At 44.5% G+C, this 16,782-nt stretch carries 17 protein-coding genes and 1 pseudogene; 13 read left to right on the top strand and 5 right to left on the bottom strand.

The window, feature by feature from the left end; genetic code table 11:
- Positions 1-40: 40 nt before the first annotated feature.
- From JIG40_RS00240 to JIG40_RS00230, 3 genes are read right to left on the bottom strand one after another with little or no spacing between them, the layout of a single operon-like run.
- The gene (locus tag JIG40_RS00240; RefSeq protein ID WP_041942438.1) at positions 41-1,117 is read right to left on the bottom strand and encodes a hypothetical protein; all 1,077 of its coding nucleotides are present in this window, start codon (positions 1,115-1,117) and stop codon (positions 41-43) included.
- Positions 1,118-1,142: 25 nt separating this feature from the next.
- Complete coding sequence (locus JIG40_RS00235; protein ID WP_049781620.1) at positions 1,143-1,811, bottom strand: hypothetical protein; 669 nt, start codon at positions 1,809-1,811, stop codon at positions 1,143-1,145.
- Between the two features lie 31 nt (positions 1,812-1,842).
- Positions 1,843-2,544 carry a hypothetical protein gene (locus tag JIG40_RS00230; protein ID WP_041942439.1) on the bottom strand — a complete coding sequence of 234 codons (702 nt, stop codon included), beginning with the start codon at positions 2,542-2,544 and terminating at the stop codon, positions 1,843-1,845.
- A gap of 661 nt (positions 2,545-3,205) precedes the next feature.
- Between JIG40_RS00230 and radC the strand changes: the two genes are divergently transcribed.
- The 13 genes from radC (at position 3,206) to JIG40_RS00165 (ending at position 14,919) form a co-directional block, all read left to right on the top strand.
- Positions 3,206-3,679, top strand: a complete 474-nt coding sequence (radC, locus tag JIG40_RS00225; RefSeq protein WP_001915017.1) for a DNA repair protein RadC — start codon at positions 3,206-3,208, stop codon at positions 3,677-3,679.
- Positions 3,676-4,113, top strand: coding sequence for a DUF2787 domain-containing protein (locus tag JIG40_RS00220; RefSeq protein WP_014204077.1), 438 nt, complete (start codon positions 3,676-3,678; stop codon positions 4,111-4,113). The genes radC and JIG40_RS00220 overlap by 4 nt, the downstream gene beginning before the upstream one ends.
- A 50-nt stretch (positions 4,114-4,163) precedes the next feature.
- Positions 4,164-4,607 (top strand): DUF2787 domain-containing protein, encoded by a 444-nt coding sequence (locus tag JIG40_RS00215; RefSeq protein ID WP_000041085.1) that lies wholly within the window; start codon positions 4,164-4,166, stop codon positions 4,605-4,607.
- 3 nt (positions 4,608-4,610) lie between these two features.
- Entirely contained in the window at positions 4,611-4,787 is a 177-nt protein-coding gene (locus JIG40_RS00210) for a hypothetical protein (RefSeq protein ID WP_001914530.1), read from the top strand.
- 138 nt (positions 4,788-4,925) lie between these two features.
- The gene (locus JIG40_RS00205; RefSeq protein ID WP_014204078.1) at positions 4,926-5,660 is read left to right on the top strand and encodes a transcriptional regulator; all 735 of its coding nucleotides are present in this window, start codon (positions 4,926-4,928) and stop codon (positions 5,658-5,660) included.
- 30 nt (positions 5,661-5,690) lie between these two features.
- On the top strand, positions 5,691-6,059 hold the full coding sequence (locus JIG40_RS00200) for a hypothetical protein (RefSeq protein ID WP_041942441.1): 369 nt from the start codon (positions 5,691-5,693) through the stop codon (positions 6,057-6,059).
- Positions 6,060-6,106: 47 nt separating this feature from the next.
- On the top strand, positions 6,107-6,334 hold the full coding sequence (locus JIG40_RS00195; protein ID WP_014204080.1) for a hypothetical protein: 228 nt from the start codon (positions 6,107-6,109) through the stop codon (positions 6,332-6,334).
- A gap of 483 nt (positions 6,335-6,817) precedes the next feature.
- Positions 6,818-7,198 (top strand): DUF3316 domain-containing protein, encoded by a 381-nt coding sequence (locus JIG40_RS00190; RefSeq protein ID WP_014204081.1) that lies wholly within the window; start codon positions 6,818-6,820, stop codon positions 7,196-7,198.
- Positions 7,199-7,918: 720 nt separating this feature from the next.
- On the top strand, positions 7,919-9,181 hold the full coding sequence (locus JIG40_RS00185; RefSeq protein ID WP_148227992.1) for a TolC family protein: 1,263 nt from the start codon (positions 7,919-7,921) through the stop codon (positions 9,179-9,181).
- Between the two features lie 15 nt (positions 9,182-9,196).
- Complete coding sequence (locus JIG40_RS00180) at positions 9,197-10,669, top strand: efflux RND transporter periplasmic adaptor subunit (RefSeq protein ID WP_014204083.1); 1,473 nt, start codon at positions 9,197-9,199, stop codon at positions 10,667-10,669.
- Positions 10,666-13,785 carry an efflux RND transporter permease subunit gene (locus JIG40_RS00175; protein ID WP_014204084.1) on the top strand — a complete coding sequence of 1,040 codons (3,120 nt, stop codon included), beginning with the start codon at positions 10,666-10,668 and terminating at the stop codon, positions 13,783-13,785. Before JIG40_RS00180 ends, JIG40_RS00175 begins: the two co-directional genes overlap by 4 nt.
- A gap of 30 nt (positions 13,786-13,815) precedes the next feature.
- A complete protein-coding gene (locus JIG40_RS00170) occupies positions 13,816-14,310 on the top strand; it encodes a copper-binding protein (RefSeq protein WP_014204085.1) in 495 nt (164 codons plus the stop codon).
- A gap of 252 nt (positions 14,311-14,562) precedes the next feature.
- Complete coding sequence (locus tag JIG40_RS00165; protein WP_148227968.1) at positions 14,563-14,919, top strand: hypothetical protein; 357 nt, start codon at positions 14,563-14,565, stop codon at positions 14,917-14,919.
- A 96-nt stretch (positions 14,920-15,015) separates the two neighbouring features.
- On the opposite strand, the gene JIG40_RS00160 is transcribed toward JIG40_RS00165, so the two are convergent.
- Both JIG40_RS00160 and JIG40_RS00155 read right to left on the bottom strand, forming a co-directional pair.
- Positions 15,016-15,936: an IS5 family transposase gene (locus JIG40_RS00160; protein WP_014204087.1), complete on the bottom strand. Its 921-nt coding sequence runs from the start codon at positions 15,934-15,936 to the stop codon at positions 15,016-15,018.
- 469 nt (positions 15,937-16,405) lie between these two features.
- Positions 16,406-16,782 (bottom strand): annotated as a pseudogene (locus tag JIG40_RS00155) (IS3 family transposase); the annotation flags it as partial.

Here is a 16,782-nt window from a genome sequence, read left to right as displayed (position 1 = left end):
ATTAGGAAAAGTATACTGAGTCCTTAGACGTTTGTTATACCTAATTTTCGATGATATCGAAGACACGCTGAGCACAAGCTATTGGCGAGTTCATGATATCGGGACCCGAAATTCTAATACTGCGTATTCCTATAGCTTCTAGCTTGTCATCTATTGCTTTATCTTTAGCAATGGCTTCTTCAGAAGAATGATGAGCTACAGAATCAACAAAAATCGCCACACGCTGTTTAGCAAAGTAAAAATCAGCCTCTGTGATTGTCTTGCTCAAAGCTTTAGTTCTAACACCACCTTCCCACATTGTTTGCAAAGTTGGAAAAATAGTTCCGTCTGTTAGGATGTGGGTTTGAATTGTAGGCTTTAGCCCGAAACTGTGCATAGCTTGAAGCAAGAAAAGCTCTATAGGAGAATCGCACCCCCAGATTTTTACCGGTTCGATGTTATCAAATGGTTTAAAGTATCGAGAGAACCTAAATTTTCGGTAATCATTGAGCAAAGCCTTACTTTCACCGAGTAGTGATGTGCACAAACCGGGATCTAAAACGTCTGACTTATCGTATTTTGATGCAAGAAAATAGGTGTTATAAACAAACCCTATTACATCTGAACACATTTGCTCGTTAACTGGCATTCCTTCACCAACACAATACAAACCAAACGCATTTGAAAACGGATTGAACCCCATATAATGTGGGTTGCCATCTAAAATGCGCTCCAAGTCGATTTTATCGATCCAATCAACTCCGACGGATGATGGTAGTCCTCTTTTTTGTGCAGGTCTTAACGATACATGGTATGGAAGTCCAAAAAGATGACCATCTATTTCTTCAAATGCATAGCAACAAACTACTACATTGATCATTTGAAAATCGTCACCACGCTCACGATAAAATTCAATAGCTTCATCTGATGGGTTTACATTAATCAGACCACCCGTCAATTTCAGTATGCTGCCCTCTATCGGCTGATTTCCATCAAGATCAAATAGGTCATGACCCAAAAAATCCCCGAGAGCACCATTTAAATCTATTTGAAAACTACCAGAAGGTAAGCAACCATAATTAGGAAGCTTGAATAATTCTTTTGGTCTATTTTCTATATCTGCTGCTTCTTGTGCCATGGTTTCCTCTATTAGGTATAATGCCTCAATCAGCCACAGCGTTAGTGGTCGGCTGCGTTGATTTGTTAGGCTTTTCTTCGACACTGGAGTGATGATTGTTACCTTCACTCCATATGTAATAGGCATTTGAAAATGCAGCTAATAGCCCGCTTAGCAAGACAACTATGGCAAGATATTTAGCCATTCTGTAATTTAGTTCGCCAGATTTAACGCGCTTCCACTCATATTTTAGGAGCGGTTTACTTGCCTCTCTCAAAGGCTCACAGGCCTTTCTAGCCTCTGACAATTCGCTCTTATGGTAGTGTTCTCTCGTTTTATAAAGCGCCGACAAAAAGGCATCATTTAGTTTCTTACCTTCCGCATTTTTTTCACTGTCATTGATACGAAAAATTATGTCGTTGTATGACTCGTTGACTCTCGCGTATACCTCTTCTACATCTCGAGCCATTTCAAATTTATCTCGCTTTTCTTCCGGTCGCGCTGAATGATGAATATAAAGTGTTGATAGGTATGTAAGTGATGAAATGTATCGCGCGATAGAATTTCTGAGCGAATTAATCCACTCCTGCCTAAATTCTGATATCTTATTTTCTTTTGATGCCACGAGATTTGTAAACGCGAAATATCCCGCAATAAGGGCTGCAAACATTGCTCCCAATAAAACAACAGCGTTTTTTCCTATTACTGCGTCCAATCTTTATTCTCCTTGAGAGCCTAACGCCTTGTTAGCCCATAACTTTCAAGTAGTCGTATTCAATTTCTTTTCTTGTCAGCTGATCTTTGTCTTTAATTTTTAGGTTAAACAGCACAAAATCATCCAAACCATCTATATCTTTAACTTGTCCTTGCTCACCTGGCATACATATTTGAAATAAGACAGGCACTCCCTCACGATATTTTTCACGAAACGTAGGGAAGTAAGAACCCTCACCAATTTGACATCGCTTACCAATAATAGTTAGAGCAAACATCGGTATATGAATATCAGTTAAACTCTTCTCTTTGCGCCTACTCTCGACTTCTTTATGAAATTGTTCAACAGAGCAGTGCTCAAGGTTTGGGTAACACAGAAATACGTACTCTTTTGGATTTAGAACAATTGCACTCAAGCAAACACGCCCCTCTTCGTCACGAGTGTTGTTATCAGTCCAGTATTTTAAAGTTTCATGCATATGACGCCCATATTCCTCGTCCGCAACCACAAAGCCGACAATTGGTATTTCTAGCTCACCATCCGAGGGGACTGCTACTCCAAATGAAGTGCCTAGTAATCTTGCTGGGTCGTGTTCATAGGTTAACAGTGGCATAACGAGAAAACTGTTATAGATAAAAACCGTTTTTTCGACAAAAGTGATAAGTAGCCATACACCAACACCGAAGAGAAAAGCATAAAGGGAATTGTCAAACACATAGAACGCGGCAAGCAAACTGATTGCTGTAAGAACTCTTTTCGTCCACGTAAAAAAAGGTTTAGCTTTTTCGTGTATGACGATACGAAAAACTTAGGTGTTTTCTCTAATTGAAAATTTAAACGTATCCTGTTTACTGAGGATATGATTTTAAGCTTTATTTTTTGCCAAGAATTCATTCCTCCTCCGTATACAATACATCGATTGTGGGCTAACAGTGTCTTTTCAGCAGACATTGTCTATATAATATTTTCATAAAATGCAGATACCGTAGCAGCATACTGTTCTAACTGTCTTTATATCCCTTGCTCCCACAAATTGCAGAACATGTCTGTAGTATAGTCGCAAATGCTCAACTAAGCTCATAATCTGCTATTAGGGAGAGTTGGTCAAGAACTGACATGAGAGAGTGGTCAGGAATCTCAAGTTAAATGATTTTGGGGCATAAATCATTTAGAGTAGCGACTCAATAAATTGTGATCACACTCGATTCTGCCCTACCCTTTCTCATTCTAACGCCATTATCTTTCCTCCTTAAAACTGACAACCCATATGCTCTCATTAGAAGCTTGCAACCTCCTTCTTCTTGCCTACCATAGCCCTTCACCCTAAACCAAAAAATATTCAGGCATATGTCATCAATGTGAATACCCATCATTGATTCCGACAGGAGCCTGAAATGAATCCCAAAACTTCCGATTACCAAAAACAGCAACGCTATCAGGAAAATGAAATTCTAGAGCATGCCGCTGAGATACTGGCTACGCGCTACGTGCGTGGTGATGCCCTAACTAACCCTGATGCCACCAAAGAGTATGTGCGCTGTAAGCTAGGCAGCCATGAGCGTGAAGTGTTTGCCTTATTGTTGCTGGATAACCAAAACCGCCTAATTGAGTTTAAAGAGCTGTTTCAGGGAACGGTGGATGCGGCCAGCGTCTACCCGCGAGAAGTGGTGAAAGCGGTGCTGGAAGTCAATGCCGCAGCAGTGATATTTGCGCATAACCATCCATCTGGAGACTCAACGCCGTCTCAAGCCGATAGACGCATAACCGAAAGACTCAAAGACGCTTTAGCTCTGGTGGATGTTCGCGTTCTCGACCATATCGTGACAGGCGATACCTGCACCTCATTTGCTGAAAGAGGTTGGTTATGATTGAGCAACATTATGGTGAGCTTTCTATTGATGACGCTTTACATGCGTCACTGGAAGCGCTTTTTAATAGATACACCATCTCAGATAACGCAGAACGACTCGTATTGAACTGCCGTCAAATGAGTTACTACCGACATCGACAAGGTTTGCACCCGATAGAGGTACAGTTTAAGCGAGAGTCAACCTCAAGCCCTTGGTTGGTTGTGTTCTTTGCCAGCTTCTCTTATCCCGATGACAACAGCACAACCGTTGAGCCTGAGTTGTACTTTCACCTAGCTAACCGTTGGTGCTATCAACCCGATGTAGGGAGCACGGATTTATCCCACCCAGAGGTACAAGAGCTGCTCTCGGTATGGATGAAAGCCTTTGCTCGCCACCTTTCTCGTAATGTCTTTGATGACGTGCAACTGACGATGGTCGGTACGTTCCAATAATTCTCACTCTCTCATTTCTTATTTGAATCCTGAAACAAGGAGGACTCACTATGTCCAAATTAACCTTCACTACCTCCACACTACCTGTATCGAAGAAACTGCATAAGCTGCTAAGCGAGCGATTCACCGCTCACTTGCTGAGTAATGAAGCACTGACCACCAGCCGTTATCTGGTGTTTAACTTTCGCGATAAAAGTTACAGCGCGGATGAAGGCGGCTTCCATCCGGTTGAGATGGCAATTTGCCAAACCTCAACAGGAGAATGGAGCATTGAGTACATCACCGACTTTGCTTATATGGGTAACTACTATCCAGAGCTAGAGCGCAACTTGGATTTTGATTTTCGGGTTGGGCAGTTCTTTGTGGCCTATCGTGGCTGGCTACCAATACAAGGAAGCCGTGATGCCAAAGAGCTGTATCGCCTATGGGAGAATAACTTTCTGGCCTATGTCGATACGGACGCTTACAACGAGATAGCCGTCACCCCGCAATAGCTCATGACTTCCCTTCTTCTACAAATCATCAAACTTGTCACTGCCCTCATCACGCTGTTTTCACTTTCCCCGTTCTTCGGCGCTATTGGAGCCCTATCCACTTTAGGGTTTCTGGTGGTGCTGTTGATTGGGTTATTGGTAGCGATTGCCGAGCTCAGTGATAAGCATAAGCCTCGTTAATGTTAATCGGCTCACGCTTTGGTGATGCCGATTGATGCTGTTTTCACCGTTGGACATTATGTGTCTGACCCACCTCTATTCTCCCGACATTAAATGTCCGACTCCGGTGTGGAGCTTTGATGTATTGAGAGCGTAGTCATGAGCAATAAAACCAGCATTGAAGGGTTATCCGCTTTGCTGCACACGCTGATGCTTATTCCTCAACATCGATGGATCACCGTTAGGGAGTTGCAGCAGCAGTTAGCCCTACTCGATATCCACCGCACCACGCGCAGCATTAAACGCTACCTCGATGAAGTCATTGTGGAGGTGTTTAATGTGGAGTGTGATTCGATGAGCATGCCCCATGTTTATCGTAAAACCTCAGAGCAATTACTGAAGCTCAACAAGCAGGAAATGCTCTATTGGCAACTGACCAACAAGTACTTACTACCGCTAGTACCTGATGCTCTGAATTACGGGCAAGGGTCCTCCTCGGAGAGAGGCAACCCCTTGCCCCGTATAGCTTCAGCACATTCAAAAGAGCAAGCATGGTTAGCCAAAGTACATGTGGCATTGCCCACTATTCGCGAGTGGAGTGACGAGCAACGGCACGTGTTGAATGCGGTACACACGGCGTTACTGCACAACCGTATGCTCAAGATATCTAGCCAAGTATTGCAGCAAGAGAAGGCGCTCATTGAGCCACTGGGACTCTCGGTTCAGTGTGACGCGCTCTTGCTGCTCTTTCGATTATCCGGTCAACACACGATACGTACCCTAGCCTTGCCTTTGATTAATGAGGCCAGTGTATCGACGTTTTCTTTTACCTATCCGACTGATTTCAATCTTGAGCGGTTCATGCGTGAACACGATGGAATCAGTACACCCTGAATTTCCCTCACCGATAAGGAGAGCACCGTTATGACATTAACCAGCACCCTACTCCGATACGCCGCTATGACCATCCTGTTTATCGCGCTCACCGCTTGTGGCGACCAAGAAGAGACTCAAGCAGCAACAGCAGATATTGAAGTGTCGATATCGACTAACTCGCATTGGGGAACATTGGTTTTTGACCTGCAAGCTATCGCCGACAACACCGTAATCAGCAATGTGGTGATTAACCGAGGCAACTGCCGATTACCAGCAGGTACAGCCTCAGAGCTATCAAGAAACGTTTCGTTAAAGTTCGGCCAAACCTATACCGGATACAGCAACAACTACACCGTGGACAACGTGAAAGAAATCGAAGTCACCTCCAGCGCTGGCACCTTTGTCTACAACTTCTAACTTCCAATATCCAAATAACACACTCAACCAACTCGTAAGGATAAACTATGAACAAGTCATCTCTACTCATCACAGCAGCGTTAGTTTTCTCAACCTCTTCCGCCTTTGCTGGTGGAACACTGGGCGGAAACCCATCCGCAGATTCGGGAGCCGTAAATACCAGTGTAGGCAAATGCACTCAATACAAAATGAATGTGAAAGAGGCGCAACAGAAAGGTAAGGACGTAGCGAACATCACCGTTCCTGAAGGCTGTGAAGCCATCAAAGAAAAGTAATACCACCAGTAACGGTAAAAAAAGAATGGGGAGCAATTACGCTCCCCATTCTTTTTTTGTCTCAATACCTAAGTTTCATAGCCCAAAAGCCCAGACTCGTAAGAAGGTTCCGAACAAAAATTGCTTAGCATTTTTAACTTAATTTAGTGAAATACGAATTACTTTATATAGGAGAAACTCCTTTTTCTCTGCCAAATTTGGCAGTCCACTATGACGATCTTCCGTCGGACTCTGGGTTGATTAGTACACTGAGGTATTCTCGATTACTTAGAAAATTCAACCCGAGGTAGATCAGACAAAGAAGTAGCAAACTTACACATATAACGTGTCTTTCTTCATTGAGTTAATAGCCTTTTATGTAATCCAATAATTGGATTACATACCTACACTTTATGACAAAAAAGTCATTTTTCAGAAAGCATAATGTCAGTAACAATAGTCCAAAATGTTAGTACTGAAAATCATAACTCTGAGGATAAAAACATGAACACAATCAAAACTGCTCTTGTTGTTTCTTTAATGGCACTGACAACTGTTCCTGTATTCGCACAACCGTTGAACATCATTGGTGGTAATTACATCAGCCGTGAAGACATGAAAACTGTCTCTGTTGCTCCAACGTCAACGTCAGATGAAGCCTATCAACTAGCACTATCTGAACTGCATCATCTAAAAACGATGTCAGCACAAGAACTAAATGATGAACTCCGTGTTCTAACTTTTAACGTGAATTCAAAAAGAACACATTTAGAGAATGCCGGTTTCGTAACAGTACAAGAGCGAATGAATGAAAATGGTGAGCTGGAATACGTGGGTAAGGTTAATGTTAAAGTACATTATGTAGAGCGTGACAATAATCGATAGCAATAAATATTTTGTTGTATTACTTAAAGCCAATAAGTAGAATCGCGTTTTATTTTACAATAATTTAAATCGATTTTATTGGGACATATATAGGGCTGTATCGATTTACTTAATACTATCATTCAAAAATAGATATAGAGTATGCGCTTAAACTTCATTCCGACAACTTGGATCACTCTCTGGACATTAGCAGCTTTGCTTGTGTCTGGATTTGCATCAGGTTCAACCGTGATGAACAGCGCAAATTCGCACGACTTACAACAAATGGTTTCCTTAATGAGTTGTCAGACACAGCAGATGTCATCTCATCATCAAACTATTGAGGGAAAAGACACTGTAAGCACTAAAGGGCACTGTGAAGTCGTCTCTGATACAGCCCAAAGCTGCTGTGACACCACCTGCGTAGCCTCTGTGGCGACTCTGGCTACACCTCATGTTTTAATCACTGTAAGTACCTCACTCGCTCTGGTTACATCACCAATCTCTGGTGATGTTATCCGTAAGACGCAAAGCCTCTATCGACCTCCGATCGCTTAATTCCACTCAAATATTTAGGTTCCGTAAATTCATACGGAAAAGCTCTCGTGCGCGTCACGCGCTCTGTGATGGATTAAAAAAGTGAAATTTAAACAATGTCTTTTGGCGCTGTCTATCAGCGCTGCGGCATGGACGAGTGCGTCTGTATACGCTGGTGAGCAAAAGCCAGGTAACGCAGAGTCTATGGCCGCCAATCAGCTGTCTCAAATTATCGTGACAGCACTGACGAATGACGATTCTCGCCGTCAATTTTATGCACAGGCACAGGCCATGCGAGCAACAGGGAAAGCCAGTTCTACCCAGCAAGATCCAAAGCTCAAATTTGGGGTATCAGGCCTGCCGGTAGACAGTTTCGCATTCGATGAAGATGCGATGACCAATATCTCTGCTGGTATCTCACAGCAATTTGGCCGTGGGGATACGCTTGAGTTAAACAGCGTTAAAGCCAACCAGCAAGCCAGTGGAATCGAATTAAAAGTGACCGCCAGAGAGCTGGAAGTCATCAATGCGATCACAAAAGTTTGGCTGGAATTGGGTTATCAGCAGGTAGCACATAAGATTCTGTTAGAAAATAAACAACTGATGGAAGAGCTGGAAGCTTTCATTCAAACCAACTACTCCATCGGTAAAAGTGAAGCTCAGGATCTGATTAACGCCCAGCTTCAGGTCACTAAGCTTGATGAAAAACTTCAGGCCAATGCACAGACACAACAAAGACTGACGGCTCAATTATCCGAGTGGCTTGGATCTGATTGGTTACTCAGTGCAAATCAGTTACAGGCTTCAAATACACTTGACTGGTCAGTTTTGCAGGCGTTGGAAAACACCGCGAGTAATGGCAACTACTACTCGCGACTTAACCAATACCCAACTGTTCGTATGGTTGATGCTTCTATTGAAGCGAGCCGAACTCAGGTCGATATTGCAAAAGAGTCCTACTCTCCACAATTTGGTGTGGAAATGGCATATGGCTATCGTCAGGCCAACAACATGAAAGGTGAACCGGCATCGGATGTAGTCAGCGCCTTCATCACTATGGACATTCCTTTATTCACCGGAAACCGTCAGGACCAAAACTTAGCCGCGGCTCAATATCAGGTAGGCGCTGCTCAATCTCAAAAAGATACCTTACTCAAACAGCTCAATGCGAAGGTCAACTCGTTATTTGTTGATCAAAACAACCTGTCACAACGCATTGAACGTTTTGAGTCAACACTGATTCCCCAGGCTATTTCTCAGGTGAAAGCCACTGAACGCGGTTATCAGAACAACACCGCACAATTCAATGATGTGATCCTCGCCACCCGAGACGAACTCGCTCTAAAACTCGAATATCAACGCCTTATCACCGATTTAAATCTGACGAATAACAATCTGTCAGCGCTACTCAATAGCTACCAATATCAGGTAGATACGCCACAACTCGCTACATCGTCAGAGCAGTAACAACGAGGTCAACTAATGAAAACTATTCACGTAACAACCATTGCGCTCATTATTGGCGCGACACTGGGTTTTGGTGCGCAAACGATATTAACGCATTCGGCTTTGGGTAATGAGACAACCAGCAATACCGCAAGTAATGCGAAAGCCAACAATGAGCCTCTTTACTGGGTCGCACCCATGAACCCAAGTTACAAACGCGATAAGCCGGGTAAATCCCCAATGGGTATGGACTTAATTCCCGTTTATGCCGAAGATGGCGCCGGAGAAAGTAAGCCAGGAACGGTCACAATCGATCCTTCTGTTGAAAATAATTTGGGTGTCAAAGTGGTACAGGCTCAGCTTACACCGCTGTCACCAAGCATCGACACTGTAGGTTACATTGTGTTCGATGAAAGCCGTTTATGGCAAATCAACGTACGTGTTGCTGGATGGGTGGAAAAACTTAACGTCAGCGCTATCGGCGATAAAGTGAATCAGGGCGATGTATTGTTTACCCTTTACTCTCCTGAACTAGTTAAGGCGCAGGAAGAACTTCTTAACGCTTACCGGACAGGTCGAAGCGGATTAATCAAAGGCGCAACCGAGCGTCTCATCACATTGGGTGTAGACCTCCCACAAATCCAATCCATCGTAAAACGTGGCAGAGCGTCTCAATCCATTGACATCAAAGCGAAAGCAGACGGCGTCGTTGCCAGCTTAAATGTTCGAGAGGGTGGATATTTGTCACCGGCTCAAACCGTGATAAGTGCAGGTCCGCTTGATAACGTGTGGGTTGATGCCGAAGTCTTTGAACGTCAGTCACAATGGGTTAAGGCCGGCAGCAAAGCGAAAATGACGCTGGATGCACTTCCGGGTCAGGAGTGGGACGGTGAGATTGACTACGTCTATCCTATCTTAGATCCACAAACCCGAACTCTCAGACTGCGCCTTAAATTCCCCAACCCACAAGGCGAGCTGAAACCTAACATGTTTGCCAACATCACCTTACAGCCTGTCACCGATGAATCCGTACTGACCATACCAAAATCGGCGGTCATTCGTTCAGGTGGCATGACGCGTGTTGTACTGTCTGAAGGTGAAGGTAAGTTCCGCTCTGCGCGTATCCGTATCGGGCGTGAAGCCGGAAATGAGGTCGAAGTTCTTGAAGGGCTGACCGATAAAAGTAACGTCGTATCCTCCGCTCAATTCCTGTTGGATTCAGAGTCCAGTCAATCTGCTGATTTATCGCGTATTGATGGTGTTAGCACCAGTGAGAGCGTATGGGTTGAAGGCAATATCACCATGCTGATGGCCGATTTTGGCATGATTACCCTTCAGCACTTACCCGTATCCGAATGGCACTGGGATGCAGGGGAAATGAATTTCAACGTTGGCCCCGACGTTGAGCTATCCGGTCTTCAGGAAGGTGACCGTGTCCGATTTCTAGTCGAAAAAGACAAAGAAAACTTTTCTTTAAAAGACATTGAACATCTGGGAGGCGAACAATGATCAACGCCATTATTCGCTGGTCCCTGAGCAATCGCCTTATCGTGTTACTGGCAACAGTTGCTCTGGTCGCAGCGGGCCTGTTTAGTGTTAAGAATACCCCGGTCGACGCCATTCCGGATCTTTCCGATGTGCAGGTTATCATCAAAACCAGCTATCCGGGACAGGCACCACAGGTAGTGGAAGATCAGGTTACGTACCCACTCACGACAGCAATGCTGGCTGTACCCGGTGCGGAAACCGTTCGTGGTTACTCTTTCTTCGGCGACTCCTACGTCTATATCATTTTTAATGATAAAACCGATATGTACTGGGCTCGCTCCCGTGTGTTGGAATATTTAAGTCAGGTTGCGCCTAAATTGCCTGAAAATGCCAAACCAACACTTGGGCCAGATGCGACCGGTGTCGGTTGGGTGTTCAGTTACGTATTGCAGGATAAAACCGGACAGCATGACTTAGCGCAGTTGCGCAGTTTGCAGGATTGGTTCTTGAAATACGAACTGCAAACTGTCGATGGTGTATCAGAAGTGGCTACCGTTGGCGGCATGGTTAAGCAATATCAGATCCAGATTGATCCGGCAAAACTACGAGCCTATAACTTGACACTTCAACAAGTAAATATGGCGATTAAAAACGGTAACCAGGAGACAGGGGCATCCGTTATCGAGGTTGCTGAAGCGGAACATATGGTCCGTACTACCGGTTACCTGACCAGTATTGGGGACATCCAAGCGTTACCACTCAAAGTTACGAAAGAAGGGACACCTCTGATGCTGGGTGATATCGCTGATATCTCAGTCGGCCCGCAGATGCGCCGTGGTATCTCCGAACTCAATGGTGAAGGTGAAGCTGTGGGTGGCGTTATTGTGATGCGCTTTGGCGAGAATGCGAGCAAGGTAATCAGTAATGTCAAAACCAAACTGGAGGAGTTGAAACTCGGCCTGCCAGAAGGTGTTGAGATTGTTCCGACTTATGACCGTTCAACCCTGATTAATGCAGCCGTTGATAACCTTTGGAAAAAACTGGCGGAAGAGTTCATTGTTGTGGCGATTGTCTGCGCACTGTTCCTGTTCCACATTCGTTCATCTTTAGTTATCGCGCTGAGCCTGCCTGTCGGTATCCTGTCTGCATTTATTGTTATGCACTGGCAGGGTATCAATGCGAATATCATGTCACTGGGTGGTATTGCCATTGCTATTGGTGCGATGGTGGATGGTGCCATCGTAATGATAGAAAATGTGCACAAACACATAGAACGAACACCGCTCACCGATAAGAACCGCTGGCAAATCATTGGGGATGCGGCTCAGGAGGTGGGTCCTCCACTATTCTTCTCACTGCTTATTATTACGTTGAGCTTTGTGCCAGTGTTTGCACTCGAAGGACAGGAAGGCAAAATGTTCTCACCTCTCGCTTTCACGAAATCCTATGCGATGGCGGCATCGGCGGGCCTGGCGGTGACATTAGTCCCTGTATTAATGGGCTATTTTATCCGTGGTAAAATTCTCCCTGAACATAAAAATCCGGTAAACAGAATACTGGTTGGACTGTATCGTCCGCTGCTTAACATTAGCCTTAATTATCCAAAATCGATGATAGTCATCGCCATTGCCCTGATGGCGTCCGCTTACTATCCAACCAGCAAACTTGGCAGTGAATTCATCCCTCCTCTGGATGAAGGCGATTTGATGTATATGCCAACCACTTTCCCTGGTATTTCCGTTGGTAAAGCCCGTGAATTATTGCAACAAATGGACAAGCTGATAAAAACCGTTCCGGAAGTAAAATCGGTGTGGGGTAAAGTTGGCCGTGCCGATACTGCAACTGACCCAGCGCCACTGACGATGATCGAAACGGTTATTCAACTGAAACCTCACGAAGAATGGCGGGAAGGAGTCACAACAGAATCTCTGCGTAAAGAATTCAATAGATTGCTCCAGTTCCCCGGTGTCACCAATGCCTTGGTAATGCCGATTAAAACCCGTATAGACATGCTCTCTACCGGGATCAAAACGCCTATTGGCATTAAAATTGTCGGTCCGGAGCTAAAAACGATTGAACGTATTGGCTCTGAGCTTGAACCTATCTTAAATGGTGTAAGAGGTACCGCTTCCGTGTATGCAGAACGTGTTGCCGGTGGACGCTACGTTACTGTGGATATCAAACGTCGCGCCGCTGCACGCTACGGTTTGAGTATCAAAGATGTTCAACAGGTGGTATCAACGGCTGTTGGCGGAATGAATGTGGGTGAAACCATTGAAGGGCTTGAGCGTTATCCTATCAATGTTCGATATCCACAAGACTACCGCGACTCGGTCGATAAACTGCAAAACTTAACATTAGTCACTCAAAACGGTGCCCGAATTGCGTTGGCAGATGTCGCAGATGTTCGCTATGAAGACGGTCCTCCTGTGATTAAAACCGAAAATGCCCGCCCGAATGGCTGGGTATTTGTCGACATTGAAGACCGTGACCTAGGCTCTTACGTCAGTGAGGCTCAAAAACGTGTGGCGGACGAGCTGAAACTCCCATCAGGGTATTCACTTGCCTGGTCTGGTCAGTATGAATATATGGAACGTGCTAAACAGCGCCTCAGCATTGTTATTCCAATTACCCTCACCATTATTACGCTACTGCTGTTTTTCAGCTTCGGTCGTGTTGGAGAAGTACTGATCATAATGACCACTCTGCCACTCGCTATGGTTGGTGGTTTATGGCTCATGTACGCTCTCAATTACAACATGTCTATCGCTGTAGGGGTCGGCTTTATCGCTCTGTCAGGTGTGGCCGTTGAAATTGGAGTCATCATGCTGGTTTACCTGAATCAGGCCTGGCACTTCACCAAGCTTAAAGCTCAGGATAAAAAAGTGCCCTTAATGCCTGATGACCTGAACAACGCCATTCGCGAAGGTGCCGGACTGCGTGTCCGCCCGGTAATGATGACTGTCATCACTGTTATTATGGGCCTTATCCCCATTATGTATGGAGAAGGCGCCGGCTCCCAAATTATGCAGCGCATTGCTGCACCCATGATTGGTGGTATGGCATCTGCCCTGCTACTGACTCTGCTCGTTATCCCAGCAATCTTTAAGTTGTGGAAACAGCATGAAACAAAGTAAATATCAGCTCCAATATTAAGGAATATACATATGAAAAAACTCGCACTAGCTATTGCCCTGACGGTAAGCTCTTCTGTTGCACTAGCGGATATGACAATGACTAACCAAGGAACAATGGATCATGGCAATACGATGAGTTCAGAAGGGATGTCAGATGTCGGCATGCCTGCCCCAGGCGTAAAACCGACTAAAATTGCTTATGTCATGCTCTCAGACGATATGAAAATCACCTTTAAACAAGAGGTAAACATTGAACCTAATGACGTTGTTCAGTTTGTGGTTATGAATACCGGAAAAATCAACCACGAATTTACGATTGGTTCTGCAAAAGAGCAGTTAGAACACCGAGAAATGATGAGAAAAATGGGCGGCCAACACATGCATGATTCAGGCAACTCAGTCACTGTCGAGCCAGGAAAAGCCAAACAGCTAACGTGGCATTTCCATGGTGATACAAATGTAGAGCTTGCATGCAATGTTCCGGGCCACGCTGAAGCGGGTATGACTAAAAACATGACGCTTTAACCCCGATAAGCCCCAAGAGTTATCTTTTGGGGCTCAATTTAACTCACTAAGCTACAATCAAAGTAACTTTTCCCCATCAAGTGACTCTTATTGCAATTTATAAACGATACGAATCACTGATCTGTAACCGATGTTTACTGTAGATAATTCGACATGACAGTCATATATAAATCAGGCTCAAATAGAAACTATTCTGCCTTATATGTCTTCCTTTATTCTTTTTTCATACACTTCTTCTGGGAGATGTGGCAGATGCCATTATTTACGTTCTCTCAGTCGACAGACCTGCCAGCAATGAACTGGATGTGCACTCAGGCTTCTCTGGGGGATGGTGTCATAGCTGTTATTTCATACTATTTTGTCTTCTACACAAACAAAAAGCATTGGCTATCAACCGCTTCTTTAGTGGATGTTTTTCTTTTTATTCTTCCAGGAATGGCATCGACCATTGTGCTGGAGCACATCAATACTGGATTTTATTCGCGCTGGGAATATGACCCGCTTATGCCGATTGTGCCAATAATTGGCATAGGTTTTTTTCCATTTTTACAATGGATTGTCATCCCTCCAATGGTTTATCTCGCAAGTAAAAAAAGAGCTGAGCAATAAGCTCAGCTTCAAACATAAGGCAGGATTGAATGAAAAATACGAGGCTTTGTTGCTTAATTCGGTGAGAAGACATGGTAGCCCCATGTTGATCAGTTCTTAAACAACATACCGAGTTTCAGGCATACCAAGCCCTGTAAGCTTGTTCAGCGCTTTGATCATAGCGTAAGTCTCGCTAACCTGAGCATTGTAATTTCTTAGACTTAATTTCCCACCTAGCAACTGTTTTACTCGGTACATTGCGGTCTCTGACAGAGAGCGCTTATGATAGTCATACCTCTTTTTCCACTTCTTGTTGGAGCCGTAGAGCTTCTGGCAACCTACCGCTAAGTTACGAGGATGCCCTTGTTCCCAGAAGGCTGCTCCTTCTCTTGGCGGGATGAGCGGAACAGCTCGCTTGATCCGTATGGCATCATGGCAATTCCTTGTGTCATAAGCGCCATCGCCTGATATCTCAACGATTTTACGACGTGTCTGCTTGAGTAAGTTGGGGAGCACTTCGGCATCAGTTACGTTAGATAAGCTCAGCTCTGCTGCGACTATTTCGTGGGTGCTTGTATCTACCGCGATATGCAGCTTACGCCAGACTCTTCGCTTCCCATCAGTTCCATGCTTCTTGACCTTCCATTCACCTTCGCCATAAACCTTGAGGCCAGTGGCATCAATTGCCAGATGTTGTATCGCACCTCTGGTTTTGGTTTTAAATGAAACCTCAACTTCCTTAGCTCGGCGGCTTATACAGGTGTAGTGCGGGCAAACAAGCGGGATGTTAGCCAGCTTAAATACTGAGTCTAGAAAACCTTGCAACGCTCTCAATGGTATAGAGAAAACGCGTTTCACCATCAGTGCGGTAGTAATGGCTAAGTCGCTGAATCGGCGAGGTCTACCACGCTTGCCTTGTTTGTTTTGCTTCCACTCGGCTATCGCTTTCTCATCAATCCAAAAGGTCAGAGAACCACGGTTGATTAAGGCTTTATTGTATTGCTTCCAGTTAGTTGTTTTGTAACGAGGTTTAGGCATGAGGCTACGACGATTGATGGGTATAGCCGATCAGATCGTAGATTTTTGATTTAGTTCCACCGATTTAAGCAACAAAGCCAAAATACGATTATGATGATGTTCTATATCATCAGTAAACTAGGGAACGGAGTCAGTATAAAGAGTCACACCTGAACTTCGCCTGACCAAAGAATGACAATAATGTCATAAAAGTATTTTACCTTTCTGATAAACCCCGATAGACACCATTACATCTGCAATGAAAGTGCTCAATCATGCATAAGTAATAGTGTGGCTCATGAATTGCTTACATAAAAATCCGAGTGATTTAATACCACTCGGATTATGGTTTGCTATACAGCAATCAACATCAATGATGTTTTATCTGCTTACCACCAAACCTCCGCCTGTACACCTAAATTGAATTCACTGTCTTTCCCGGCTCCTAAAGCATCCGTATTATCGAAATCAGTAAAGTGGCTGGCATACTGGTCGCATAGATTTTTCGCTTAATTCGTTCACGTTTCAGCAGTTGGAAGAAACTCTCTGCTACTGCGTTATCATGGCAGTTGCCTCGACGGCTCATGCTACCTTCCAAACCATGAGCGCTTAGAAACTCACTCCAATCATGGCTCGTGTATTGGCTTCCTTGATCTGAATGAACCAGCACTTTGCCAGCAGGTTTACGACGCCATACCGCCATTAATAAAGCATCTAACGCAAGCTCTTTGGTGATACGACTGCCCATTGACCAACCAATTATTCGTCGTGAGAACAAGTCCATTACAGCGCCAAGATAGAGCCAGCCTTCATGCGTTTTGATGTACGTAATATCCGTTACCCAAGCCGTGTTGGGCGCTAATGGAT

Origin of the sequence: Vibrio sp. bablab_jr001, from assembly GCF_016464285.1 — a bacterium.
Classification (GTDB): domain Bacteria; phylum Pseudomonadota; class Gammaproteobacteria; order Enterobacterales; family Vibrionaceae; genus Vibrio; species Vibrio fluvialis.
This window is presented reverse-complemented; position numbering and strand designations above follow the sequence as displayed.